Source organism: uncultured Fibrella sp., assembly GCF_964250085.1.
Classification (GTDB): Bacteria; Bacteroidota; Bacteroidia; order Cytophagales; family Spirosomataceae; genus Fibrella.
On sequence record NZ_CAXUEC010000002.1, the window covers coordinates 110,311 to 136,102 of the forward strand.

24 protein-coding genes are annotated in these 25,792 nt (G+C 52.1%); 7 read left to right on the forward strand and 17 right to left on the reverse strand.

What is annotated here, in order from left to right; all coding sequences use genetic code 11:
- Window positions 1-58: 58 nt before the first annotated feature.
- The gene (locus ACFE8Q_RS05920) at window positions 59-628 is read right to left on the reverse strand and encodes a DinB family protein (RefSeq protein ID WP_375444448.1); all 570 of its coding nucleotides are present in this window, start codon (window positions 626-628) and stop codon (window positions 59-61) included.
- Between the two features lie 565 nt (window positions 629-1,193).
- Between ACFE8Q_RS05920 and ACFE8Q_RS05925 the strand changes: the two genes are divergently transcribed.
- Window positions 1,194-2,699, forward strand: coding sequence for a capsule assembly Wzi family protein (locus tag ACFE8Q_RS05925; protein ID WP_375444449.1), 1,506 nt, complete (start codon window positions 1,194-1,196; stop codon window positions 2,697-2,699).
- A gap of 79 nt (window positions 2,700-2,778) precedes the next feature.
- On the opposite strand, the gene ACFE8Q_RS05930 is transcribed toward ACFE8Q_RS05925, so the two are convergent.
- The 5 genes from ACFE8Q_RS05930 to nusB all read right to left on the reverse strand — a co-directional run bounded on the left by ACFE8Q_RS05930 (window position 2,779) and on the right by nusB (window position 6,092).
- The gene (locus ACFE8Q_RS05930; RefSeq protein WP_375444450.1) at window positions 2,779-3,501 is read right to left on the reverse strand and encodes a hypothetical protein; all 723 of its coding nucleotides are present in this window, start codon (window positions 3,499-3,501) and stop codon (window positions 2,779-2,781) included.
- A gap of 127 nt (window positions 3,502-3,628) precedes the next feature.
- Window positions 3,629-3,949: a preprotein translocase subunit YajC gene (yajC, locus tag ACFE8Q_RS05935; protein WP_375444451.1), complete on the reverse strand. Its 321-nt coding sequence runs from the start codon at window positions 3,947-3,949 to the stop codon at window positions 3,629-3,631.
- Between the two features lie 65 nt (window positions 3,950-4,014).
- Window positions 4,015-4,488 carry a DUF1573 domain-containing protein gene (locus ACFE8Q_RS05940; RefSeq protein ID WP_375444452.1) on the reverse strand — a complete coding sequence of 158 codons (474 nt, stop codon included), beginning with the start codon at window positions 4,486-4,488 and terminating at the stop codon, window positions 4,015-4,017.
- A 12-nt stretch (window positions 4,489-4,500) separates the two neighbouring features.
- Window positions 4,501-4,803, reverse strand: coding sequence for a YtxH domain-containing protein (locus tag ACFE8Q_RS05945; RefSeq protein ID WP_375444453.1), 303 nt, complete (start codon window positions 4,801-4,803; stop codon window positions 4,501-4,503).
- Between the two features lie 80 nt (window positions 4,804-4,883).
- Window positions 4,884-6,092, reverse strand: coding sequence for a transcription antitermination factor NusB (gene nusB / locus ACFE8Q_RS05950; protein ID WP_375444454.1), 1,209 nt, complete (start codon window positions 6,090-6,092; stop codon window positions 4,884-4,886).
- Between the two features lie 337 nt (window positions 6,093-6,429).
- Between nusB and ACFE8Q_RS05955 the strand changes: the two genes are divergently transcribed.
- On the forward strand, window positions 6,430-8,211 hold the full coding sequence (locus tag ACFE8Q_RS05955; RefSeq protein WP_375445139.1) for an ABC transporter ATP-binding protein: 1,782 nt from the start codon (window positions 6,430-6,432) through the stop codon (window positions 8,209-8,211).
- Window positions 8,212-8,223: 12 nt separating this feature from the next.
- On the opposite strand, the gene ACFE8Q_RS05960 is transcribed toward ACFE8Q_RS05955, so the two are convergent.
- The 3 genes from ACFE8Q_RS05960 to radA all read right to left on the reverse strand — a co-directional run bounded on the left by ACFE8Q_RS05960 (window position 8,224) and on the right by radA (window position 13,060).
- Window positions 8,224-9,948: a sialate O-acetylesterase gene (locus ACFE8Q_RS05960; RefSeq protein WP_375444455.1), complete on the reverse strand. Its 1,725-nt coding sequence runs from the start codon at window positions 9,946-9,948 to the stop codon at window positions 8,224-8,226.
- 76 nt (window positions 9,949-10,024) lie between these two features.
- Complete coding sequence (locus ACFE8Q_RS05965; RefSeq protein ID WP_375444456.1) at window positions 10,025-11,479, reverse strand: hypothetical protein; 1,455 nt, start codon at window positions 11,477-11,479, stop codon at window positions 10,025-10,027.
- Between the two features lie 204 nt (window positions 11,480-11,683).
- The gene (gene radA, locus ACFE8Q_RS05970; protein ID WP_375444457.1) at window positions 11,684-13,060 is read right to left on the reverse strand and encodes a DNA repair protein RadA; all 1,377 of its coding nucleotides are present in this window, start codon (window positions 13,058-13,060) and stop codon (window positions 11,684-11,686) included.
- Between the two features lie 242 nt (window positions 13,061-13,302).
- Between radA and ACFE8Q_RS05975 the strand changes: the two genes are divergently transcribed.
- Window positions 13,303-13,995, forward strand: a complete 693-nt coding sequence (locus ACFE8Q_RS05975) for an outer membrane beta-barrel protein (protein WP_375444458.1) — start codon at window positions 13,303-13,305, stop codon at window positions 13,993-13,995.
- Window positions 13,996-14,086: 91 nt separating this feature from the next.
- Here the strand turns inward: ACFE8Q_RS05975 and ACFE8Q_RS05980 are convergent, their stop codons facing one another.
- Together ACFE8Q_RS05980 and ACFE8Q_RS05985 are read right to left on the reverse strand one after the other, a co-directional pair.
- A complete protein-coding gene (locus tag ACFE8Q_RS05980; protein ID WP_375444459.1) occupies window positions 14,087-14,500 on the reverse strand; it encodes a LytR/AlgR family response regulator transcription factor in 414 nt (137 codons plus the stop codon).
- Between the two features lie 311 nt (window positions 14,501-14,811).
- On the reverse strand, window positions 14,812-15,243 hold the full coding sequence (locus ACFE8Q_RS05985; RefSeq protein ID WP_375444460.1) for a LytR/AlgR family response regulator transcription factor: 432 nt from the start codon (window positions 15,241-15,243) through the stop codon (window positions 14,812-14,814).
- Window positions 15,244-15,424: 181 nt separating this feature from the next.
- Here ACFE8Q_RS05985 and guaA point away from each other — a divergent pair, with 181 nt between their 5' ends.
- Both guaA and ACFE8Q_RS05995 read left to right on the forward strand, forming a co-directional pair.
- Window positions 15,425-16,957: a glutamine-hydrolyzing GMP synthase gene (guaA, locus tag ACFE8Q_RS05990; RefSeq protein WP_375444461.1), complete on the forward strand. Its 1,533-nt coding sequence runs from the start codon at window positions 15,425-15,427 to the stop codon at window positions 16,955-16,957.
- A 241-nt stretch (window positions 16,958-17,198) separates the two neighbouring features.
- Window positions 17,199-17,654, forward strand: coding sequence for a nuclear transport factor 2 family protein (locus ACFE8Q_RS05995; RefSeq protein WP_375444462.1), 456 nt, complete (start codon window positions 17,199-17,201; stop codon window positions 17,652-17,654).
- A 5-nt stretch (window positions 17,655-17,659) separates the two neighbouring features.
- Here ACFE8Q_RS05995 and ACFE8Q_RS06000 read toward each other — a convergent pair whose 3' ends face one another.
- Genes ACFE8Q_RS06000 through ACFE8Q_RS06020 form a run of 5 tightly spaced genes read right to left on the reverse strand, consistent with a single transcriptional unit; the run spans window position 17,660 to window position 21,171 of the window.
- Window positions 17,660-17,899, reverse strand: coding sequence for a hypothetical protein (locus ACFE8Q_RS06000; RefSeq protein WP_375444463.1), 240 nt, complete (start codon window positions 17,897-17,899; stop codon window positions 17,660-17,662).
- Between the two features lie 12 nt (window positions 17,900-17,911).
- Entirely contained in the window at window positions 17,912-18,142 is a 231-nt protein-coding gene (locus ACFE8Q_RS06005) for a hypothetical protein (protein WP_375444464.1), read from the reverse strand.
- A 12-nt stretch (window positions 18,143-18,154) separates the two neighbouring features.
- Window positions 18,155-18,412 carry a hypothetical protein gene (locus ACFE8Q_RS06010; protein WP_375444465.1) on the reverse strand — a complete coding sequence of 86 codons (258 nt, stop codon included), beginning with the start codon at window positions 18,410-18,412 and terminating at the stop codon, window positions 18,155-18,157.
- Between the two features lie 28 nt (window positions 18,413-18,440).
- A complete protein-coding gene (locus tag ACFE8Q_RS06015; RefSeq protein WP_375444466.1) occupies window positions 18,441-20,999 on the reverse strand; it encodes a WD40/YVTN/BNR-like repeat-containing protein in 2,559 nt (852 codons plus the stop codon).
- On the reverse strand, window positions 20,983-21,171 hold the full coding sequence (locus tag ACFE8Q_RS06020; RefSeq protein ID WP_375444467.1) for a hypothetical protein: 189 nt from the start codon (window positions 21,169-21,171) through the stop codon (window positions 20,983-20,985). The genes ACFE8Q_RS06015 and ACFE8Q_RS06020 overlap by 17 nt, the downstream gene beginning before the upstream one ends.
- A 349-nt stretch (window positions 21,172-21,520) precedes the next feature.
- On the opposite strand from ACFE8Q_RS06020, the gene ACFE8Q_RS06025 reads away from it, so the two are divergent.
- The gene (locus ACFE8Q_RS06025) at window positions 21,521-23,791 is read left to right on the forward strand and encodes an NADP-dependent malic enzyme (protein ID WP_375444468.1); all 2,271 of its coding nucleotides are present in this window, start codon (window positions 21,521-21,523) and stop codon (window positions 23,789-23,791) included.
- 75 nt (window positions 23,792-23,866) lie between these two features.
- Window positions 23,867-24,850, forward strand: a complete 984-nt coding sequence (gene trpS / locus ACFE8Q_RS06030; RefSeq protein WP_375444469.1) for a tryptophan--tRNA ligase — start codon at window positions 23,867-23,869, stop codon at window positions 24,848-24,850.
- Between the two features lie 14 nt (window positions 24,851-24,864).
- On the opposite strand, the gene ACFE8Q_RS06035 is transcribed toward trpS, so the two are convergent.
- Entirely contained in the window at window positions 24,865-25,773 is a 909-nt protein-coding gene (locus ACFE8Q_RS06035) for a hypothetical protein (RefSeq protein ID WP_375444470.1), read from the reverse strand.
- Window positions 25,774-25,792 lie beyond the last annotated feature (19 nt).

Genomic DNA, 25,792 nt, shown 5'->3' on the forward strand with positions numbered 1-25,792 from the left:
ACTTTGTGTACTGGAACGTACCCAGGCAAGTCTGATCATTGATAACTGATCATTGAATCTAGTAATAATCTTCACGCTCATAAGATGAGCCGAAATCATCGTCGTCATCGCGGAAACGGCTGGCCCCCGCGGCTTTGAATGTCAGTGCTTTTTTCAGAATCATCACCTGACCGCCGTGGTAGATATCGTGGTTGATGATCCCGTGCAGCAGATCATAGTACGTATAGTCGCGACCAGGCACGATTTCTTCGAGAAACTCGTCGTCGTCGCGCTTGTCGAGTTCATTGATCAATTCTTCCTGGCTCAGGCTCAATTCCATTTGCAGGGCTTCCCACTCGAAATCATCAATTTTTTCGGGCAGTTGACCAAAGTTCTTTTCTGGCGTCAGAATATCGAATTCGCCATCACCCTGCATTTTTTTCACGCAGAAGATCCGCCAGCTTGTCATGTGGAACAGCAGCTCGGCGATCGAGTGGGTGTTGGGCGAAATTCGGAGGCTAGCCATGTCGGGCGTTACATCACGCATGACTTCGGCCAGCGAAGGGCCATGCCAGGCTTCTTCGCCTTCGTATGTGGTGTTGAGCAAATCGATGATTCGCAGCAGCTCGTCGTTATTGGGTTGTTCCATTTGTGCAGAACGTTACTTATTTATGAATGACCGTCAATTGGTTAAGTACGCATCCAGCCCTGGCAGCAGGCTACTCAGGGATCACCGGCTGCCAGATCGCAGGCCACCAGGTTTTCTGGTTGTTGACATACTTTTTTGCCGTCACCGACCACTTCCTGAATCGCATGTGGTAACGCGGCAGGCAGGTGATCGAATCAGCTAAACAAAGGTAGGTCAATATTGACGGCCTTCCGACAGTTTACGCCCCGCACGGCACTTTTTTGGTCGATTTATGTATGGCCACAGGCTCGAAAAGTCAATGCCCGACTGAGTCATTTTACCCACTCAAAAAGCAGATTGGGGTCATTTATCGAATTACTCAGCGAGCCGACCGTTCCGTCCTGCATCGACCAGCCCTTTGGCCTGGATTTTGTACCACCCTCATCGCCTACTCATGACTGATTTGGACAGGACCAAAAAACCAACGTGCGCAGTTAGCTAACCAGCTACCAATCAACCGCTTATAACTTGCTCTTTGTTGAGCAATACGTACTCGCCATTACCTATCTTATCGAAAAATAGTTCCATGCGGCTTCTACTCCTGCTAGTCCTCTGTAGCCTCACAGCGGCTGGCCAAACCCGCAAACCCGTTGGCTATCAGCTAGAACTGGGTAGCTACCTGCCCGTTCAGGGCGAGATTCCATTCTGGCAACGGGCCAACCAGTACGGCATCGTTCCCAGAACCGATGCGGCCAGTTTCTCCCCCGTCGTAACGCTTCGCGGCGGGCTTCGGGTTGACTATTACGGCTCCCCAAAAACAAAAATCGACAGCCTTCGGGCGGTTCGACGACGCGTAGACTGGGGCTGGGGCGTTGATATGGTCCTTAACAGTGCGAACCTGAACCGTGACGTCTCTTTTATTCTACCCGAAGCCTACGCAAAAGTGAAATACCGGGGTATAGAATTATATGCGGGTCGTCGTCGCGAGATCATTGGCCTGGTCGATTCAACCGTGTCTTCCGGCTCCTACATCTGGTCGGGCAACGCTCTGCCGCCGCTGAAAATCCAATTCGGTACAGACGGCTGGCGGCCACTTGGCAAAGCGCTGGCCATCAATGCTTTCTGGGCACAGGGCTGGTTTGAATACGATCGATTCATTAAAGGGTCGATGCTGCATCAGAAGGCGCTTTACCTCCGCTTAGGCAAATCAAACTGGAAAGTGGCCTTCTATGGTGGCATGAATCACCAGGTACAATGGGGCGGAAATAACGAAACGCTTCCCGGTGAATTCATCCGCAATAGCCAGCTTCCGGCCAGTTTTCATGACTACATAGACATTGCGCTGGGCAACAGCCTGGGCAATCGCCGGGTCGACACCACCAAATACAGCCCCTTCGATGCCGGTAACCGGATCGGTAATCACCTGGGCACGATCGATCTTGGCATGACCATCCGGGCTCGTTCGTTCGATGTGCTGCTTTACCGGCAAAGTATTTATGAAGACGGGTCGCTGTTTTACCTCATCAATATTGAAGATGGCCTCAACGGCATCAAGATCCAGAATAAACGGCCCTACCAGCGGGGGTTCCGGTTCGATAAGGCCGTGTTGGAATTCCTGAATACGTATAGCCAGGGAGGGGGTGAATTCACCGAGAGCGATCCTAACAAGCGAGGCCGCGACAACTACTTCAATCACGGTCAATACCGCGATGGCTGGTCGACACATGGGCGTACGATTGGTACGCCGTTTATTGCCCCGGCAACCGATTTGCCTGCTAGTTTTCCGGGTGCTTTCTTCACCAATAATAACCGGGTACACGTGTACCATATTGGTCTGGCTGGCTCGGTGGCACCAGGGATTGGCTTCACGGGCAGGTTCTCGTACAGCCAGAACGCAGGTACGTATGATGAGCCTATCTCGGCAACTCAGTTTTCGGGTTTCCTGGGACTTGTCTCGCAACTGGACTGGCTTGGCGGTTCGGTGCTCAGCACCACCTTCGCCTACGATAAAGGCGACTTATACCCCGATAACCTGGGTGTGTATGTGAGCCTCAAGAAGCAGGGATTGATCAAATCCAGATTTACCAGGTAATACTAATTCGATTTGTCTAGTCGTAAAAAATGGCTTCTCCTGTGCAGGAGAAGCCATTTTTGTGGCAACAGGATTCTGGTTACCGGTTACCTTTTTTATTGTCGGAAGGTAAGGGCGACAGTAATTCGCCCACTTCAAAGCTGACAAATACCTTATCGGAACTACGCTGTACCAGCGGATGTTTGTAAGCCGTTATGGGCAGTTCTTCGTCGTAGTTTGCAGCAACCCGACGGCCAGGAATTTTAACCAGCAACGTATCGCTGAATCCCCTTAACAGACGGGCCGGTCCCTGAACGGTTATGGTAGCGGGCGTTAGATTGATCACGCTCGACACTACATAGCGGGGCAGCAAGTCGATATGTGTACTGTCGGGAATCAGGCGAATTGTCTTTGTGATCCGATGATCAAAATTAATTTCGAGTGTATCGGCCACTACATAATTCACTTTCAGGCTTTTAACCTGATCAGCCAGTGCGGCGGTCATGGCCGAGGTGTTGATGATTGAGGCCCGCATCGGGTTATTCACTGCATAATTGACCGGCTCTGTCCGAAAGGGAAGCCAGGATAGACGGAGTAAATCCCACCCATCGCCCGATACATTGACCCGAACTGTTCGGGGCAGGGCAGTCGTCGGGATATATTCCAGATCGTTGAACTGGAAGTGAACCGGGTATTCAACATTCAGCGAATACCCTTCTTTATTCAGGGCGTTCATGATCCAGAATAAGCCAGCACCAACAAAGCAGATCAGCCACTTGCCCGGATTAAATGGCTGTTTGGGTACGTTTACCTCAGCGTTCATTCTTTGGATAAATGGTCAGTGCGTTTCGCTGTCAGTTGGCTTTGCCGTCATTACTTGTCATTGATCATTTCTACTACGAATGACAAGTAATGACGACAAAGCCAACTGACCACTAATGACAAGTTTATTACAAGGTTTTCTCCCCGTCAGGCTTTACTGTCGCTTCCCGTGAGATGGCCGATTTCTCGAACGTCAGCTTGGTGCCGCGATCTACTTCCAGCGTAACGGTAGTCGCATCTACCGATGCAATTTTACCGTGCAAGCCGCCGATGGTCACCACCGAATCGCCCTTTTTCATGCTGCTGACGAAGTTCTTCTGATCTTTTGCTTTTTTCTGCTGTGGCCGGATCATGAAGAAATACATGACCGCCAACACGCCACCCCACAGGGCGAACGTGAATATACCCTGAGGAATCTGACTGGTGGCTTGCGCCAATACCGTGTGCATTGTGTTTGGGAGATAAAAAGCCCGTTACGGCCCAAAATGGCGGCAACGGGCGGTGGAAGTAAGGCTTAGTTGGCTTTCTTTGCCGTGTCGGTTTTGGGGTTGACCATCACCTTGAATTCAATATTCGTCGTAGCCGGCTCGGTATTGGCATAAACGGTTACCGTCTTGTGCTGTTCGCCCTGCTTACCCCGGCTATTGAAACGTACCCGAACAGCCGACTCTTCACCGGGCGCCACCGGCTCGCGGGGCCAGTCGGGCGTTGTGCAACCGCAGGAGGCCGTGATGTTGTTGATCACCAGCGGCAACTCGCCTTTATTGACAAATTTATAGAGGTATTCGACGGTGTCGCCTTCTGTCAGTTGCCCAAAGTCATGAATTCCTTTCTCGACAAACTCGATTTTGGCTCCTTTACCCGCAATGGCGTTTTGCTCGCCAACAGGCTGGCCATTACCATCGCGTTTGTTACTACAGCCGCTTTGCCCAAGTAAACCCACAAGCAGTGCCGCCAGTAAGCTCATCCGACTCAATGAATAGGTCATAGTTATGGCAGCTTATGCGCCCTGTTGTTTAATTTGGGCCATCAATCGGTCAACATCTTCCAGCAGACGCTCCGCTTTTTCGCGGGCATCATTCACAACGCGCTGCCCTTCTGATTTCTGAAAGTTCTCGGGCAACTCAGATGAGTTCATCAACTCGTTCAGTACCTGTTCGAGTTGCTCCCGGTACTTGGAAAGCCGGTATGATAGCCGGTCGCGGGTGATCTCGCCTTTTTCAGGGGCATACAAAAGGCCTACAATAGTTCCTGTGGCTATTCCGGTTAGGAAAAACGCCAAATCACGTCCTGATCTGCTCATTACGTTAGTCGTTAGTTGTCAGTGGTTAGTGCAGGTACGTTGCCAGATCGACCGGCTGTGCGCACGCTGCCATACCCTCCTTATTTGTTATCGATCAAACCACGGCCACTCTTTCGGAGTGTCCCGTCGGCGGTTAATTTGGCCGACAAGTTATCTAAAATTCCGTTGACAAAGGTACCGCTTTTGGGCGTGCTGTAGCTCTTTGCCATATCGATGTATTCGTTAATTGTTACTTTAACCGGTATGCCTGGAAACGTAAGCATTTCGCAGACAGCCAGTTTCATAATAATCAGGTCGAGAATGGCTACCCGATCAACTTCCCAGTTTTTTAGTTGATCGCCCAGCAACTGCTCATACTGACTATCATTCAGCATGGCATTGTTGAATAGCTCGTTCAAAAACTGTTCGTCGGCCTCCCAGTCGTCGGTCAGTTGCTCCAGCGTCAGGCCCGTGATCGCCTGCGTTGACTTTAGGGTACGAATGGCCATACCCCGCACCACCTCACTGTTTTCGGCCCAGGCCAGGTCAATTTCCGACAGGTAATCCCGAATCACCAGGCGCTTAGTGGCCGCCTCAAGGTCTGCTTGCTGCTTCGGGCTGAGTTCGGCATTAGGGTCCGTTTTAGGGTCTTTCGCAAATACCATCTGCCGAAGAATATACTGCACCAGTTGCTGATCTTCGTCGGGCGTGTGGTCATGCTTCAGGCAGTAGGCAATCACGGTTTCGTCGGTTTTCAGCACCTCACGGTACGTTTTTCGCACGAATGCCAGGTCATCAGCCCAGGTAATACCCCGGCGAACCAGTTCTGTCTGCAATGGCTGATGCGCCGCCAATGCCCTGATAACCACGTTCTGGCTCAGATCTGACTCGTACACAAACGGCGTTTCGTCGGGGTCGGGGAATACCCGCTCACTGTCGAGGCGCGACATGTGGCCGTACTCGACCAGTAATTGCAAAATGCGGAGGTAATCGCTGTAAATGTCTTTTACCGCTTCGAGCAGGCGGCCAGCCAGGAACTGCTGGTCTTTCCGGTAGCGATTCTGGTAATAAACAAGGGCTGAGTTGGCCGCGTCGATCACCGATTTGGGCGCGTCTTCGTCCTGTGCGGTCTGACCCGTTTTCAGGGCTTCTTCGAAAAGCAGCGATGCCAGCTTCCGGTAGCCTTCCAGTTGCCGCTTATTTTGCGGCTTCATCGAATTCAGATCGGGTTGAAACTGGTCGCTAATGCCGTCGAGGGCGAGTTGCTTATTGGACTGGATGGCCTGCCGGAGCGCATAAAGCGTCTGCATAACCTTAATTCGGAGTAATCGCCTGCTTAACATAGAGCCGCCTAAAACCGTCTGAAACTACCGGGATGAAAAAGAACTGTCGTGAAATCGGGTGCAAAAGTACAGCTTTTTCAGCCAGAAATCAACGGTTGGCCTGAAGGGGATAAAGTGTAAGAAGGGTTTCTGACAGGATTTATAGGATGAACAAGATTCTCTTCTCTATGGATTCTGTGAAAAAACCCTGTTCATCCTGTAAATCCTGTCAGAAACCCTTCCTGCGCTTTATCCTGATCCGAACCTAGGCGGGCTGTTTGCGCGTTACTTGTAGCGAACGTACCTGACTTTATTTGTGGAAACCATACGTGCCCTTGCGCATCTCAATAAATACCTTGCCCGCTATAAGTGGTATCTGATCTGGGGGATTGTCTTCACCTTCGTTTCCAACCTCTTTGGCATTTTTCCGGCCCAACTGGTCCGGTACGCATTAGACTTGGTTCGCGAAACACTCGACATTTATTACCTCTACGCAGGTACGTCCCTCCAGCCGCAACTCTACGAGATTTTCGCGTTTACCATCACGCTCTATGGCCTGTTGATACTGGCCCTGGCGCTGCTGAAAGGCTTCTTCCTGTTCCTGGTCCGGCAAACACTGATTGTTATGTCGCGGCATATCGAGTATGACCTCAAGAATGACATTTACGATCAATACCAGACGTTGCCGCTGGCTTTCTACCGCCAACACAACACGGGTGATCTGATGGCCCGCATCTCCGAAGATGTCGGCAAAGTGCGTATGTACGTGGGCCCCAGCATCATGTATGGCATGAACCTGCTGGTGCTGTTTGTGCTGGTAATCAGCTACATGGTCAGCATCAACGTTCGTCTGACGATCTATGTTTTATTGCCGCTGCCTATTCTGTCGGTTGGTATTTACCTGGTCGAAAGCATTGTGATCAGACGCTTCGAAGAGATTCAGCGGGCACTCTCGCAGATGAGCACGTATGTGCAGGAAGCGTTTTCGGGCATTCGGGTGCTGAAGGCCTTTGTACAGGAAGACAACTCGGTGAAAAACTTTGAGGGGGAAGCCAATAAATACCAGGAAAAATCGCTCCGCCTCACGATGGTCGATGCGTTATGGCAACCTATGTCGGTGCTGCTGATTGGCCTCAGCAACGTGCTCGTCGTGTATGTAGGTGGGCAGGAAGTGCTGGCCGGTCGGCTGACGGCAGGTAACATCACCGAGTTCATTCTGTACGTAAACATGCTTACCTGGCCCGTAATGGCCCTCGGCTGGACAACCAGCCAAACGCAGCGGGCGGCAGCGTCGCAACAGCGTATCAACGAGTTTATGGCGATCAAAACGAGCTTGGTTTCAGCAAAGAATATTACCCGCGAAATCACGGGGCGGCTCACATTCGAGCACGTTCGGTTTGTGTACCCCGACACCGGCATTGTGGCGCTGAAAGACTTTTCGATGGATGTGCAGGCGGGCGAATCCGTAGCGATCCTGGGCACTACCGGCTCGGGCAAAAGCACCCTGGCCAACCTGATGATGCGTATGTACGATGCGTCGGCGGGCGAAATCAGGATCGACAACGTACCTATCCGCGACTACGACCTCGGCCACCTTCGCGGGCAGATGGGGTACGTTCCGCAGGATGTATTCCTGTTTTCGGATACGATCAGCAACAACGTTCGATTTGGCAAACCCGACATGCCGCAGGAACGTGTTCTGCGCGCCATCGACGACGCCGACCTGACCGATAACATCGCGGCATTCCCGGAAACCTTTGAGACGCGCATCGGCGAACGGGGCATCACCCTGTCGGGCGGGCAGAAGCAACGCCTGAGCATTGCCCGCGCCATTGCCCGCGACCCAAAAATCCTGATCCTCGACGATTGCCTGTCAGCGGTGGATACCAATACAGAAAACATCATTCTGAACAACCTCCGCCGCATCATGGCTGATCGCACGTCGGTGATCATTTCGCACCGCGTTTCCTCGGCCAAACTAGCCGACAAAATCATCGTGCTCGACAATGGCGAGGTCAGGGAACAGGGCACCCACGAACACCTGATGGCCCTCGGCGGCATCTACCGCGAACTGTACGACAAGCAGTTGCAGACGGAGGAGGCGTAGAGAACCCAAAGGCTAGTCCGCTTTCAGCATCTTTTTGGTAATAGCCAGATCACCCACTGTGAGGCGATAGTAGTATACCGATGGGATTAGACGCTCCGCTGAAACTGGGTACGTATATGTCCCTTTAGCGTGTTGACCACTCGCTACGCTGGACAGAATTTGGCCGGACTGACTAATCAGTTCCAGACGTACCTGATTGGTAGTGGGGAGGGAGAATGTAATGACGGCATCACGCTGTACCGGGTTAGGCGATATACTCAGGCTAACTCCAACTTCTGATTCATCCCAGTCACCATTTCTGCGCCGACATGTGCTACACCCTGTGTTGAACCATTGGGATGGCGTATATGTGTTTCCCTTCCGGCCATAGCAGAGATATGTACCGCCTTTGGATACGGTAATGGAGGAGCCAGTGGTATAATAATTATTGAGATGAGGGCCATAACTGCTACCATCAACCCAATAGTAGTCATCATAATTTCCTGATGCACTGATGATAAATTGAGACCCAGAAGCAGCGACACTTAGTGTTGGCGGCGTATTGGCGGTAATGGCCGCACCAGAGTTGGCTGTCAGTTTCTGATACCAGCTATACCCAAGTGCTATGATACCATTAGAACGCAGATTATCAAAATGTACTAAATCGGTTGTATTACGGTATGCCGTTCCATACATATCGGTATCTGCCCCGTTGGTTAGACTTTTTGCACTACGCACGGCTGCCTGAGCATTTGTCACATCAGCCCGGGTGGTGGGCGAACTGTTTCCGTTGAATGACACATCAGAGACTAGCCAGTTCAGCCCAGCATTGAAGTCGTTTCTGGACGCGTTCACTACAGCTTCCAACCGGCTGGTATAATCCGTTTGAGATGTCTTATTCAGACTTGATCCATAAGTCTCATTATCTGATTCGCCCTGATGCCAGAGCACGGCTTTGATGCCAAACGTAGACCCATAGAAATTCAGGCAATCGCGGAAACTTTTGTAGGGTTGGCCAATGTGCCCCGTCCCACACCATTGCCCACCAATATAAAAGTTAGAGGTTGCCTGATTAGCGGCACTGCTGCTCCAGTTCTCGATGGTAGACCCACCCTGTGCTGCATTAAAAAAGGCAACCGGTGCTCCACCGTTGTCAATCAGCCTTCTGCCTACATTGCCCCAACACCACTGATTATTGCCACTTGGCCCAACAATAGCATTGTTGTATAGTACTCCCAGTGTTGGGTAAGGCGGGTAATCCATCTCACACGCCCGAGAAGCTATCGATCTTGATACGGCATCATATTCTGTTTCTGAAGGTAACGTTGTTGATGCCCCTTGTGCATTCGACTGACCAGCGATAACATACACATCGCCCACGCCAAATTTGGTAGTTGCCGAAGAAATATCCTGATCAGTGAGATTATCATAGGCACGAACCGTAATGGCATACCAGCCGGTAGGTAAGTTAACAGTAGTGTTATAGAGCCCATAAGCTGGGTTCTGATTGCCAACACTGGTCCAATAGACAGCATTATACTGATATGAACCGTTAACCGGACTGATTCGGTCAATAGAATACTCGATACCATATCGTGACGGAATACTACCAATATGCTGACCGGCAATGGGGATCGTTGCATTACCCGACGAGTTACGTTGATAAACAGCCCGATTGATGGGGTGCGATAGAGACATCTGGGCATACGATGGCCCTATCAGCGTGCAGCAGAGCACGCAGGCGAGAAATAGTTTCATCAGAAAGTGTGTGTAAATTGTCGTTTGCGGAGGATTCTCTTCGGCAAACGACAGGTGGATAAAAAGCGTCTGAAGCCTACTTGCCAGTTAGTAGGCTAACCTTAATAAGGGGTATCTCTGATTTGTAGGCTTTATTGATCGCCTTAATTGTTTCGTTAGCGATTACCGAGTGCCCGATCAGAGACGGATAGATACCATCCGAGGAAAAGAAATTACCTGTAATTGACCCGTCTATCTTCAGGCCATCGTCTGTAATATATGTTCCGGCTGCAATTCGAGCATACAACATCTCTAAATCAACCACTACTGCTTTCGTAAATTCAGCATCTTTACGAATACGGCTGTTATACATGGCTGGTGAAGACATCTCCAATACAATACCATCAATAACATCCAATTCGCTAAGCCGTGCGCTGACTATATTTCCAGTTCGAGCATCGTCGAATAATTTAGCTGTAGTCTTGTTGGGTAAAAAGATAGCCTCAGTACTTGCCGTTTTGTTACCGTTTCCATATGAATAAGATATGTAAGGCAGACTCTTTTCAATCGCACTTGCTTTGTAAATAGTGAAAAAAGCCAAGTCTTTAAAGTGAGGTATCGTATAAACCACCGATTTCACACCGGCATTGGTTGCCTTATTGGCCATCAGTGTTGCCAAAGGAGCACTTGATGTATGTGATTCTCTTAGCCCTATTTGGTAACTGGCATGCTTCAGCAACTCATAAAACCAGTAATCGTACTCGAAAGTAAACAAAGCGATGTCGCAAGTATTCTTATTTAGCCGTCCAAGCATTAGATCAAAATACGTATCATTGGAGCGATCAATGTCTGGCAACATACGTAGTAAGTATGGGCTACTATAGCTATAATTCTTACCCGTCTCTGGATTCATTGAACTTGGGTCGAAAAGATATGGAGCACTCATCCCGGCTCTTGTCAGCTTGGGTACAGCCCAGTTGTGAAGCGTCTTTCCCAGATAGGGCATAAACTCAGGCAGGTCGCCTTCTTTCACAATGCCCCGGTCGTTCATCACTGTCTTCCAGCGTGGGCCAGGCGTTTGGCGGCTCAACACCACATAGCCCGTACCATTACCCTGAGCCTCGGCGAACAGCGGTGAAGCAAACTCTGCCAGTCGCATCTGATGAGCAACCAGGTTAGGAAACGCCGTTAGTTGCCCTTCCCGGTAAAGGCCCCCATCGCGCCAGCCCGCTGCCAGCCCATCCCCAAAAGCCATCAGCTTAGGTTGCTGCCCGGCAGGTGCCAACTCCCCATAATTGACCGCAATACTGGGAACGGGAAGAAGATCAGTAAGAGCAAATCGGCGTACCGGGGCAGTAGTTTCTCCGTCTATAAAGTAGGAGTCTATCTGGCGAAGGGGAGTAGTACCATTTAGGGTAGCGGCGGGTTGCGTAACCGAAGTTGGTATAGTGATCGGTGTGCTAGTGATGAGTGTTGGTTCGGCAGCCGTACAGGCGCAGACCAAACAAATCGGCAGGCTCGTGAAGAGCGGCTTCAGGAATACAGGTTTCATAACAGACAATCGATTTGACGTGAACGGATAGCCCCAGTCTGTCATAACTGTTGACAGCTACAGGCCCAAAATACACTAACCTTTGGGTTCGTAAACATAAAAAAAAGATCACATTGGTGTCAAACTTTTTTGCATAAAGTTTGACACCAATGTGATCTTTTTTTGACATATGTTAACTAACAACAACTTCAGTATAAGCTGTTGTTAACTCAACACGCCCTGAAACACCTCATCGAGTTTAGCTACCGAATGAATTCGTATGCTGAACTGGCTGGTATCCAGTCCTTTCAGGTTATACTTCGATACATATATCTGCTTGAAACCTAGCCGCTGTGCTTCAGCAATGCGGGCTTCGATGCGACTAACGGCACGTACCTCGCCCCCCAAACCAACTTCGGCCGCAAACGCTACCGTGGTGGGAATGGCAATATCTTCATAACTCGACACGATCGCCGCACAAACGGCCAGGTCGATGGCCGGGTCTTCTACGCGCAAACCACCCGCCACGTTCAGGAAAACGTCTTGCTGCCCAAGGCGGAAACCACCGCGTTTTTCCAGTACGGCCAGCAGCATCTGTAGTCGTTTGCTGTCGTAGCCCGTACTGCTGCGTTGGGGTGTACCATAGGTACTTACGCCCACGAGCGCCTGAATCTCGATCATCAACGGCCGGTTCCCTTCCATCATGGAGCCAATGGCCACGCCACTAAGGGCTTCGTCGCGCTGCGAAATCAGGATTTCCGAGGGGTTCGATACTTGGCGCAGACCGCTACCCTGCATTTCGTAGATGCCCAGTTCAGATGTGCTGCCGAATCGGTTTTTGGTCGTGCGCAGAATTCGATAGGTCGTGTGGCGGTCGCCTTCAAATGTCAGTACCGTATCCACCATATGTTCCAGCACTTTAGGGCCGGCCAGTGAGCCTTCCTTCGTGATATGGCCAATCATAAACACCGGCACCCCCGACTCTTTGGCGTATTTCATAAATTCGGCGGTACACTCACGTACCTGCGATACGCTCCCCGCCCCCGCCTCGACCAGCGACGAGTGCATGGTCTGGATCGAATCCACGATCAACACGTCAGGTTCGAAATGCTCGACCACCCGGAAAATGTTCTGCGTCGACGTTTCGGTCATGATATGGCAGTCGCTCGTGGGGGCATCGAGGCGTTCGGCCCGCATTTTGATCTGCTGTTCACTTTCTTCGCCCGACACATACAGTACGCGCATGCCAGCGAGGCTCAGCGCAATCTGAAGCAACAGCGTTGATTTTCCGATGCCGGGTTCACCACCAATTAGCACCAGCGAGCCCGGCACAATACCACCACCCAGTACACGGTTCAATTCTTCGTCGACGGTGAGTGTGCGGGCTTGCTCTTCGTAATTGATGGCGTGGATGGCCTTGGGCTTTGCCGCAATTTTGGCGGGGCCGGTGGTTACCCGCCAGCCGCCTTTGTCAGGCTCATCTTTCTGCACCACTTCTTCAACGATGGTATTCCATTCGCCACATACCGGACAGCGGCCCAGCCATTTGGGCGACTGATGACCACAACTTTGACAGAAATACGAGGTTTTAATTTTAGCCACGGGGGTTCAGTGAACAGTATTCAGTAAACTATTAACATTTTTTAGCATGGGCATTAAACGGTCACAGCGGTCGTTAATCAAAGGTGTATACACACACAATGAGTAGGCTTTCGGTGGCTCATGAACACCGTTGGAACGATCATTGATACCTGACAACTACGTACCAAAACAACGCCGTTGGCTCAGAAATAGTTGATTTTTGAGCGTTTCGGGGCTGTATTCCCGTTAATCCCCTACATCAAATGAAGAACACCAGCACGTCCATGAAGACAATCCTGCTCGGCCTCGCCATCGCCATACTGCCTGCACTAACTTATGCGCAGGGATTTCAAATTGGCGTTAAAGGAGGCGTAAACCTATCAAAACTAACGTTTGGCCCATTTGCCAACGCTGGCACAAATGCAAACGGCTCGCCAACGGTCGACGTAAATGGCCAGACGCTCCGCGACAACATTTCTGACAGTTATAAAAGTCGTACAGGTACGTCGTTCGGTATCTATACCCGCTTTGGGAAGAACCTCTTTCTCCAGCCAGAACTGATGTACACCACGCAGGAAGGGCAGTTCGATGTGGTTCGGAATGGCGTTACCGAGAATGTAACGATCAAGACAACCAGTTTCGACGTACCTGTGCTGCTCGGTCTGAAAGGTGGCCCCCTACGGTTTATGGTGGGTCCAATGGCGTCGTTCCGCATCGACAATAACGCGGGTCTGAGCGACGCTCTGAAACAGTATACATCAAGCACACTGAACGACGCCTGGTCGAAAGCCTGGTACGGGTATCAGATCGGTGGTGGGCTGGATCTGGGTAGCCTCGGGCTGGATGTTCGCTATCAGGGTAATCTGTCAGATGTGGCGCAGGTCAATACCAGCGGTGGCAATTTCAGCCAGCGGTCTAAAGCGTGGCAGATTACGCTTGCCTACAAGATTTTCTAACGTTAGCTGCTATACGCATCAGGCAATTGCCTCACAAAAAAGCCCGACTTCAGATCTGAAACCGGGCTTTTTTGTGAGGCTACGTAATAGCTTAGTTCAAAAACTCCTGATATTGATTCATCAGTTGGGTGATTTCACGCATCCGGCGGCGCGAAATGGTTACCTCCCGATTGTCGGCCATCCGAATGATTCGGTCCCGGGCAAACACGCCGTGTTGCACGTAAGCCAGATTGATAATATTCGATTTATGGATGCGGATAAAAATGCTGCTATCGAGCGTTTTCTCGAATTCTTTCAGTGTTTTAGACACCAGGTATTTCCGGCGGTCGCGGGTGTGGATGAAGGTATAATTTCCTTCTCCTTCCAAACAAACGATGTCATCAACAGAAACCATCACCGTACGATTCAGGTACGGAAGAGCGATTCGGTGCGCGTTACGGGTGTACGAAGCAGGATAGTGTGGCGTTACTGCTGGCGTTGGTGGCGTTAAAAATTTGGCTTCCATAGCTTTGGGATAGTTATACAGGAGTGGTTGAGATTGGCTGTTTGACTGACTCAAAACTACGGGGAGCCTACCGTTTCCTAAAAAGCCAATTCAATGTATAGACATCAAAAACTATATTAACTACTTGACTATCAATTATATAAACAAATAAGTTGTTCTATTTTTACGTGTATCCCCTCACCCGATCACGTAGTTCTACGTACTCTTTATCAAACGGTAGTGCGAATTAAAATACGCAAAAAACCGGGTTAGCGCAGCTAGTACTACGCTAACCCGGTTCGGGTAAATCTGTTGACGAAGTTGTGTAGAACCTAGTTTATCAAAGCAGGGCTATAATCACGAATGCGATCAACGAACATTTGGGCACGACGACGGGAAATTTTCACCTGTTGTCCGTCGGCTAGTTCGAGTTCACCTTCTTTTTTAACAAAAAACTTACGCACAAAACTCAGGTTAACAATGCACGACTTGTGAACGCGCACAAAAGCTTGTCCGTCGAGCAATGTTTCGTATTCTTTCAATGTCCGCGATACCAGCATTTTTGTGCCATCCTTCAGGTAAAAATTGGTGTAGTTGCCTGAACCTTCGAGCCGAACAATTTCGTCGACAGATACAGTGCGTTTACGGTCGAAGAATGGAATCAGCAATTTCTGGTTGTTGTTCGATGGGGTATTTTTTTCCACACTTTTGGGGAAAGGCATCGACAGGGCATCGAAGAATGATTCAGAGGTCATGATTTTCATAATGGTTTGAGTGAAACGTTTGACTAAGGGTCCTGATGCTAGTAATCAGGCAATTAGGCAGCTCATTTCCGGTAGCAAAGCGTGGGAAATGAGTTGCCCATCGTGAAACCAAGGTTCAATAATCAGGCCCGTTTCGGCGGGTGGGGCAATTTGGTGTAACTTTGTGCTTTAGAAACTAACGATGGCCGCCGAACAGATTCTGATTATCGATTTTGGTTCACAGTTCACCCAATTGATTGCCCGCCGGGTACGTGAACTGAATGTGTACTGTGAAATACACCCGTACAATAACCTCCCTCCCATTTCGCCCGATGTAAAAGGCGTTATCCTATCGGGTAGCCCCTGCTCGGTTCGCGACAGCGATGCACCCACCGTACATCTGGCGGCGTTCCGCCACAAGATGCCCTTACTGGGCGTTTGCTATGGAGCCCAGCTACTGGCGCAAAGCAGTGGCGGTGAGGTACAACCCTCCTCGATCAGGGAATACGGCCGGGCGCGCCTGGGCACTGTCGATGCGCTGAATCGCCTCATGCAGGGCATCGACCAGCATTCGCAGGTGTGGATGTCGCATGGGGATACGATCACCCAGATTCCTGACAATTTTGAGGTTATCGCCTCCACCGAAACCGTGCGGGTCGCCGCTTTCCAGGTACGTGGTGAAGACACATTCGGGATTCAGTTCCACCCCGAAGTGACGCACTCGCTGCAAGGCAAACAACTCTTGCATAACTTCGTAGTGGATGTGTGTGGCTGTTCGCAAAACTGGACCGCCGATTCGTTTGTCGATACCACAGTTGCCGAGTTGAAAGCTAAAATTGGCGACGACAAGGTAGTGCTTGGCCTGTCTGGCGGCGTCGATTCGTCGGTAGCAGCCATGCTCATTCACCGGGCAATCGGGCCTAATCTGTACTGCATTTTTGTCGATAACGGCCTGCTCCGGAAAGACGAGTTCCAGGGTGTACTGGATAGCTACAAAACGCTGGGACTCAACGTGAAAGGTGTTGATGCGCAACAGCAGTTCTACACTGCCCTGACCGGCCTGACCGACCCCGAAGCAAAACGTAAAGCCATCGGCAAAACGTTTATCGATGTGTTCGATCAGGAATCACACCTGATCGAAGATGTAAGCTGGCTTGGTCAGGGTACCATTTACCCCGACGTGATCGAGTCGGTATCGGTGAAAGGTCCGTCGGCCACCATCAAGTCGCACCATAACGTGGGTGGGCTGCCCGACTTCATGAAGCTGAAGGTGGTGGAGCCGCTGAACACGCTTTTCAAAGACGAGGTACGTGCCGTTGGCCGGTCGATGGGCTTACCCGAATTTATTCTGGGTCGGCATCCGTTCCCTGGCCCTGGCCTGGCCATCCGCATTCTGGGCGACATTACGCCCGAGAAAGTAGCGATTCTCCAGGAGGTAGACGCGCTGTTTATCAACGGCTTGAAACGCGAAGGGCTGTATGATCAGGTCTGGCAGGCTGGCGCCATGCTATTGCCGATTCAAAGTGTGGGCGTCATGGGCGACGAACGTACCTACGAACGCGTGGTGGCGCTCCGGGCCGTGACCAGCGTCGACGGTATGACGGCCGACTGGGCGCACCTCCCCTACTCATTCCTGGCCGACATTTCCAACGAAATCATTAACAAGGTAAAAGGGGTGAACCGCGTCGTCTACGATATCTCGTCGAAGCCACCTGCTACGATTGAGTGGGAATAAACCAACGCAGTACTATCAGTGGCGCTCAGATGTTTGACCGGATTGAACGGACAAACGCCTGAGCGCCACTTTTTTGTGCCTGAATCCAAAACAGTTCGTCGTTTAATTTCGTTGGGTAGCGTTGCTATTTTACGGCACTAATCGATAATCAGTCCAGCCAGCTACCACGAGCTACGTTTTTAGGGTGCGTAGAAGTCAGGCGTTTAGGCCTTTTTAGGGTCTACCTGCTAATTCGCCCACCATGTTTGTCCGCCCCGTGTTGCTCATCGGCTACTGCCTGCTTGCGCTCACCTGCTCTGCTCAATCGCCTCGCCACAACCTGCTTAAGTCGCTCGATGCGCAGCGATTTGTCGCCCAAATCCAGAAGGATAGCTTGACCCTGAACCAGTTACTGGCCGACGATCTGCTTTATACGCATTCGAGCGGCATTGTGGAAACCAAAAAGGAGTTCATGCACAGTCTTGCCATCGGCCGGTGGAATTACCAGCGCATTGATACCGACAGCGTAACCGTCCGGTTCTACGGTCCGGTTGCGATTCTGACGGGTCGCGCTCAGGTACTGTTGCTGATCGCAGAAAAACCCACGCCAATCACCATGATCTATACCGACGTATGGCATAATAAACCAACAGGCGGCCGGAAGAAAGCCAACTGGCAACTGGTATCCTGGGCGGCCAGCCGGCTTCCAACGCCGTAACGTACCTAGTAGCCAGATAGCCCCCGGCGACCATAATAGGCCACCAGGGCCGTTGCCACTACTACTCCCGTATCAACAAGAACCAACGGGAAAGCCTCGCCACTTAATCGATTGACGAATAATCCAACTAGTAAACATAGTCCCAGTAGTCGCCAGACAGGCAATGGCGGGCTGACTCTACTCGACTGGTACAGACCAATGAGCAGCCCGCCCACATAAGGCAGGCATTCAATGAACAGTCTCATATACGTTCGGGCTTAGGAAGTAGGTATCATCGGGGCAGAACCGCCATCAATAATTGTCGCATCCGACGTTGTCAGGGCCGCATTTTCCGTTACCGGCGACTGGCCCATCGGGGCGGCCCCACCATCCACAGCCTCAATGGGCTGGTTATTGGCGGCGGGCATAAAATTGCCAGACAGATTCCCCTTTTCAGCCGGGTTCAGGGTTAGTTGCTTTTCGTCGTCTAACTCAATAATGATTCGCATAAAAGATGTGGTTTAGGCATTCATGATAGCATATCGTCCTTCAAATGTCACCGACGACGTTGTCAGGTTCTTGACGGTGATCCAGTAGGTGCATTGCGTTGCGTTTGCCCGCTCAACAGCCACTTCCCAGTCAAGCTCAGGGTTGCCAGGTTTTGGGGTTGTGGGCATAACGTACCAGACCACGTGCCAGGTTGTGGGCCAGTTGAACGTGAAATAGCGTAAAGACTGATTGGGGGCAAGGGTGCCCGTGAATTGTACGCCGGTGCTCATGGGTAATGATGTTGGTTTAGGGGGAGACTTAATAGTAGCTCAGGATCGCATACCGCCCTTCAAACGTGATGGGCGACGCCGTTAGATTCGTTACCGAAATCCAGTAGGTAGCATACTCGGCATCGGCCCGTTCCACCTCTACATTCCACTTTACCTGGGGGTTGCCGGGTAGCGGATTGGTGGGCATCACGGTCCAGATGACATGCCAGGTGGCAGGCCAGCGGAAGGTGAACCACTTCCGGGTCTGATTGGCCGTAAGGCTACCAGTAAATTGTACCCCACAGACGGGATTGGCGAGCGGGCCGTCGACCTGAATTTCCCACACACCCCGGTTACGTAGCCCAACGCGCAGGAGGCGGGCATTTGGGTGATACAGGAGATCGACAGCCAGCGAGTTGGGTAACCCATTGGCAAACGGCTGCCAGGTGGCACCCGCATTGAGGGATTGGTACACACCAACGTCGGCCGCCACCCACACCCGATTGGCGTTACCAGGTTGCACTTCAATCGCATTGACAGGCAATTGCGGTAAACCGGCGCTACAGTCAGTCCAGGTAGTGCCGCCATCCGATGATCGGAAAACCCGCCCACCCGTTCGGGCAGTGTAGGTCACCCAGATTCGATTCGCATTGGCTGGATCAACGTAGGCGTCGCTTAGATTGGCGCCCGTACGTGGGCTTGTCAATTCAGTAGTTGTCCAGGACGTACCTGACCAGGTTAGCACAAACAGCCGTCCTGAGGTGGTGCCAACCAGCAAACGCCCGTCTGTAGGCATGCTCATGGCCGACGCGAGCAAACCCGCAGGCAGCGCAATTTCCGTCCAGTTCGTACCCCTATTGCGCGATATAAACACACTCTGCCCCGCCTGTGCAATGGTATCATTGCAGGCTTCCATTGGCGGATAAAATAGTGTGCTATACCCCTGGGGTACGTTCGGGCCAATCCAACTGAACGATCCCCAGTTCCCTTTAACCGTCGACCGGGCCATTCCCATATTAAAATAAGACTGGAACACCACATCGGGGCTCACCCGGTTCACGGCGCAGTCGCCACCATCGCCATCGGCCACGTGCTCCCAGACGTTACTCCCGGTATAGCGGATAGTGCCGTTGTCCTGTGTACCGGCCAGCAGCCAGCGGGCCGAGCCGTGATCCTGTGCCATGTATTCGATCTCGGCAATACCCAGACCCGGATTAAGCGATGTCCAGCTCGTGCCCCGGTTTAGCGACATAAACAGGCCGCCATCGTTGCCCACATAGATCACGTTGGGGTTAACGGGGTCAATAGCAATAGCATGCTGGTCGGGGTGGATATCATCACCGGTTTTATTGGAAATCGTTATCCACGTCCAGGTGCTTCCCGACAACGTACCTGAGTAGGCTTCAATGGCTCCGAGATAAATCTGATTGGGATTATCCGGCGCCACGGCCAGAAACCAGTCGTACCACGCCTGCCCCGTCGATAAGCCCGGCGGCTGCGTGATGGCTGCCCAGGTATCACCAGCGGTGGCCCGGCGCCACAGATAGCCAGTAGCCCCGTTTGCGCCAAACGCATACGCCACGCCTGGATTAGATGGCGCAATGGCAACGGCAAGGCGAGAAAACCCGGCGGGAGCGCTTGGTAAGGCAACGGCGGCCCAGGTAGTGCCGCCATTCGTTGACCGGAACAAGCCGCCGCTACAAGCCGCCAGTACTTCTGCCGAGGGACCGCCACCGGGCTGAACCGATAGATCCCAGCAACGGTCGGCCCGTCGAACGGTCCAGGTTAGTCCGGCGTCGGCAGATTCATAAAGTCCATTGGTAGTTGCCGCTAACAGGTGACTGGCATTGGCCGGGTCAACAACAAGGTCGTAGAAACCCTGTCCAACAAAGGGTGTGGTAGCATGCATGGTCCAGGTAGCGCCGCCGTTCGTCGACCGCATCAGTCCGGCCCCCAGCCAGGCATAGAAATTACCTTCACCCGTACCGCAGTAGACCGTAGCCGGTGCGCCGGGCGTAAACGCAATAGCACCGATGGTAAGCGTAGGCGCATAATCAGTTCGCGCCACCCAGCTAGCCCCCCGGGTAAAACTTTCCCACAAGCCCCCACCCGCCGACCCGCAAAGCAGGTGATTCGTATTGGACGGATCAATAGCAATGGCTGATACCCGCCCCGCCACGGCCACCCGGCTTTCACCATAGGTCTGCCCGTTGGTCATGTGGGTCGGACCAACAAAACGCCATTGCGGCCCAACTCCAGTTGGCGGGCTGGCAGGGGCACCAACCAGGAAATCGGCTTCTTCTGTAAACTCCCTGGTGTCTACTGGTTGTTGCGCGTTCAGGGCTTCGGCGGCGTCAATGAGCGCTTCCGCGTAGCCACTGCCAGCGAAGCCCTCAACGGCACTCTCCCGCTCACTATCTGCCCGTTTCCGACGCCTGGGCTTATCCACAATAGTCAATTCCGGTATCAGTAAGGGCAGGTCACGCTCTTCAGCAAACGCCAGTAGCCGTTGCAGTACTTTACCTCCTTCGGGGCGCGGGGTGGTAGGTCTGGCTACGACACTGGCCGTTTCAGTCGACTCTAAAACGGCATCAAATGGTCCTTTCATGGTCGGAATTGGGTTTAGGGGGTGAATCAGGGTTATCTGGTAGATCGGGCTCGTGGTCTGGTGACTCATCCTGGGGCGTCTCACCATCGACAGGCTCGATACCACGGGCTTTTAGTAACTCGGCAAGTCGCCTGGCGGCTTTGTTATCCGGCTCATCCGGGCTTCGTTTCATACTCATCTACAGCACTGAAAATCAGGACCAAACTAGCCTATTCGGCCAACGAAATGCAAGCGTATTAGTACGTAGTGACCACCGTATAAACGCTGTATTTATTTACGCTTTTACCGTATAGTAAACTTGCGTTCCGAATACAAAAATGGGGTTGATTGTCTGGTCCGATCGGATTGCTTTTAGCCGCCGGCGTTTTTTATACTGGTTAAGCCAATCGCAGTTTTGTAGTTTAGTGCCCTCGTTTAACCAAAGTCCCGTTTTGTCATTACCTCGCCAGTTGACTCTGTTAGCTGAACCAGCAAATGGCTATGTCAAACCCGAGCAGACGATTCCGCCCGCAACACCTCTTATGCAACAGAAAATTAGGCGCGAAGACGCCCTCGACTACCACGCCAATGGCCGCCCCGGCAAGCTGGAAGTCATTCCCACCAAACCATACAGCACCCAGCGCGACTTATCATTGGCCTATTCGCCGGGCGTTGCCGAACCCTGTCTGGCCATTGCTGATGATGTCGAAGACGTCTATAAATACACGGCAAAAGGCAACCTGGTAGCCGTTATCTCAAACGGGACAGCCGTACTTGGCCTGGGCGATATTGGCCCTGAAGCGGGTAAGCCAGTGATGGAAGGGAAGGGATTACTGTTCAAGATATACGCCGACATTGATGTGTTCGACCTTGAGTTGAATACCAACGATGTCGACGAGTTTGTACGTACCGTAAAGATTCTGGAGCCAACCTTCGGCGGCATCAATCTGGAAGATATCAAGGCACCTGAATGTTTCGAGATAGAGGAACGGCTCAAGCAGGAGCTGAATATCCCGATCATGCACGATGATCAGCACGGAACGGCCATCATCTCCGGTGCCGCGCTGCTCAATGCCCTTGAACTGGTTGGAAAAAACATTGGCGACGTAAAAATCGTGGTCAATGGCGCGGGTGCGTCAGCTATTTCCTGCACAAAACACTACGTTGCTCTTGGTGCAACGCTCGAAAATATCGTCATGTGCGACTCGAAAGGACCGATCCGCACCGACCGGGCCGACCTCGATGTGCGTAAAGCGATGTTTGCCACCAGCCGTGACCTCACTTCGCTGGATGCTGCCTTTGTGGGTACCGACGTGTTTGTAGGTCTCTCGAAAGGCAATGTCGTTAGTCAGGCGATGGTGCAGAGTATGGCCGACAACCCGATTGTGTTTGCCATGGCCAACCCCACACCAGAGATCAGCTACGAAGAAGCGATGGCCGCCCGCCCCGATCTGATCATGGCCACAGGCCGCTCGGATTATCCCAATCAGGTCAATAACGTACTTGGCTTTCCGTACATTTTCCGGGGTGCCCTCGACGTGCGGGCCACGGAGATTAACGAGGCCATGAAGTTGGCCGCTACCCTGGCCCTGGCCGAACTGGCGAAGAAACCCGTTCCTGATCTGGTTAATATGGCCTATAGCACAGACAACCTGATGTTTGGCCGCACCTATATCATTCCTAAACCCGTCGATCCCCGCCTGCTGGTCACCGTTGCGCCTGCCGTAGCCAGGGCTGCAATGGATTCAGGCGTGGCCAAGCACCCCATCACCGACTGGGAGGCCTACGAGCACCAACTGGCCCGGCGGCTGGGGCAGGACAACCGCATCTCGCGGGTTATCCTGAACAAAGCCAAGAGCAATCCAAAGCGGGTTGTCTTTGCCGACGCGGAGAACCTTAAAGTATTGAAAGCCGCGCAGCAGGTACGTGACGAAGGCATTGCGCAGCCGATTCTGTTGGGCGAAACTGCCATGATCCGGCAGATGATCGAGCAAAATAGCCTTGATTTGGGCGATACCCCAATTTATGACCCCCGTTCGCCGGAACAGGACGCACTGATTGGCCGGTTTGCCGATGTCTTTTTCCAGAAGCGGCAACGCAAGGGACTCAACCCCCGCGAAGCCCGCAAACTGATGTATTACCGCAACTATTTCGGGGCCATGATGGTGGAAACAGGTGAAGCCGATGCGCTGATTTCTGGCCTCACCCGCAATTACCCGGATACGATCCGCCCGGCATTGCAAATCATTGGTAAGCAGGAAGGCGTGAAGAAGGTGGCGGGTATGTATATCCTGATGACCAAACGAGGGCCGCTGTTCTTCTCCGACACGACGGTCAACTTCAACCCGACTGCCGAAGAGATTGTCGAAATTACCGAGTTGACCGCCCGCGCTGTTGAACAGTTCAACATCAAACCACGCATTGGCCTGGTGACGTACTCAAACTTTGGCTCAGCCGCCGGCGACGATGCGCTGAAAATGAGCAAAGCCGTGTCACTGTTACAAGCCAAATACCCCGACATGATTGTCGACGGTGAAATTCAGGCGCATTTGGCCTTTGATACCGAGCTTCTGAAGCAGAACCATCCATTCAGCAAGCTCATCGACGAAGGAGCTAATACGCTGATCTTCCCTAACTTATCGGCCAGTAACATTGCCTACAACCTGATGTCGGAAGTAGGTGGTGCCGACGCTATTGGACCAATTCTGTTGGGCCTTCACAAGCCGGTGCACGTACTTCAACTCGGCTCGTCGGAGCGCGAAATCGTTAATATGGTGGCGATTGCCGTGGTGGAAGCACAAGGAAAACAATAAGGTAGTACGTGGCTTTTGGATGAAACCCGGATTGAGCGGATTTCATCCAAAAGCCACGTACCATAAATCAACATTATGTCAAGAATACTAACTGGTATCCAGAGTAGCGGGCGACCACACCTGGGCAATATCCTGGGGGCGATATTGCCTGCGATTAACCTGTCTAAAGAGGCTGGTAATGAGTCGTTTCTATTCATTGCTGATCTCCATTCGCTGACCACGCTGCGCGATGGCGATGCCCGCCGCGAGTACGTCCGGGCTATTGCCGCTACCTGGCTGGCGTTTGGATACGATACCGTTAAAAACACGATCTGGCGGCAGTCGCGTGTGCCCGAGCATACTGAGTTGGCTTGGTACCTCAACTGCTTTACGCCCATGCCCATGCTCGACAATGCCACTTCGTTTAAAGACAAGGTAGAGAAACTGGGCAAGGCAGCCGTGAATGCAGGTCTGTTTACGTACCCCGTGTTGCAGGCAGCCGATATTCTGCTGTACGATGCCAACCTGGTGCCCGTTGGGAAAGACCAGCGGCAGCATCTCGAGATGACCCGCGACATTGCATCGGCGGTCAATCATCAGTACGGCGAGGATGTTTTCGTGCTGCCCGAAGCCCGAATCGACGAGCGGATTATGACGATTCCGGGCATCGACGGCGCCAAGATGAGCAAGTCGTACAACAACTACATCGACATTTTTCTGCCCGCCAACGAGCTGTATAAAGTCGTTAAAAAGATTCTCTCCGACTCAACTCCGCTCGACGAGCCGAAGAACCCCGACACCGACATTACCTTCCAGTTGTATGCGTTGCTGGCTACTGATGAGCAGGTAGCCCAATTGCGGCAACGGTACGAAGCAGGCGGCTACGGGTATGGCCATGCCAAAAAAGAATTATACGAGCTCATGGTCGAACGCTTCGCCAACGAACGCGAGCGGTTCAACGAACTCATGGCCGAGGGTAACCCTGAACTGGAACGTGAACTGCGGGCTGGTGAAGAAAAAGCCCGCGCCGTTGCGTCGGCTACCATTTCGCGGGTACGTCGGGTAATGGGCTTTAGCTAAGTCACACGCCTGTTTCAGCCAACTTTGTTCTTAAGATCGTCGCCTGCGATGATTGTGCTAACGTACCTGTAGCCCATTGTTCCCTCCGTGAAGCGTGGATCGGTTTTTACCAGCTTCATAAACTGCCGGTGCCCGGCTGTTGCCCGACCAACAAGACAGCCGGCACTGGCTTTCCCAATATTGCCGACAGGCGCATTGTGCCCCGAATGTTGATTGATGCCAAATCCGGCACCTATATATATACTGTCGCCAGTGCGCTTGCCATCTTTGTTGAGATCGCGGCGGACTGATAACTCTGCTACCTGGACCAGTGCTTCGTGCCCCAACGTTGTACCCGCTTTGTGCACTCCCACCCGCCAGGCCTTGTATTGACCAAACTCGATTCGTGCTGCACCAAGGCTATTTTCTGGATTCTCTGTGTAAAACCGCCCCGGCTCGGTAGTGGCCAGCGCGTTTAACAGAAGAGTCGGCTGCCCGTTCACGATGCTGATAACCAGCCGACGGTCATTAAACTTGTTGAACGTGTCGGCATTGGGCTGTCCATCTTCCCCGGCTCCTTCCACGTACACAATATTGAGAAAACCGGGCAGTTTAGCCAGCCAGAAGTTGCGCAATTGCATGTACTTCACCACCCGACTGGCGAAGTCGGTCCCCAGTGTTAAAGGCAGGAAATTGTCCGGGGTAAAATCAAGCAACGACTGAGCCAGATCAGCGTCAACACGTTCATTGAACGAGATGCCCGCCTGCTGAGCATATCTGTACAATACCAGTTTCGACACCGGGCCGAAGTTCCCGTCGGCGGGCGCATCCAGACAACCAAGCTGGATCAGCCTCGTTTGAATTTCGCCGGCCAATACCGGATCAAGCGCCAGATCACTAAGATGAATGCTCAGGCCGTTTGCAATAATCTGTTGTAATTTCATGGTTGACGAATAGCGTTTT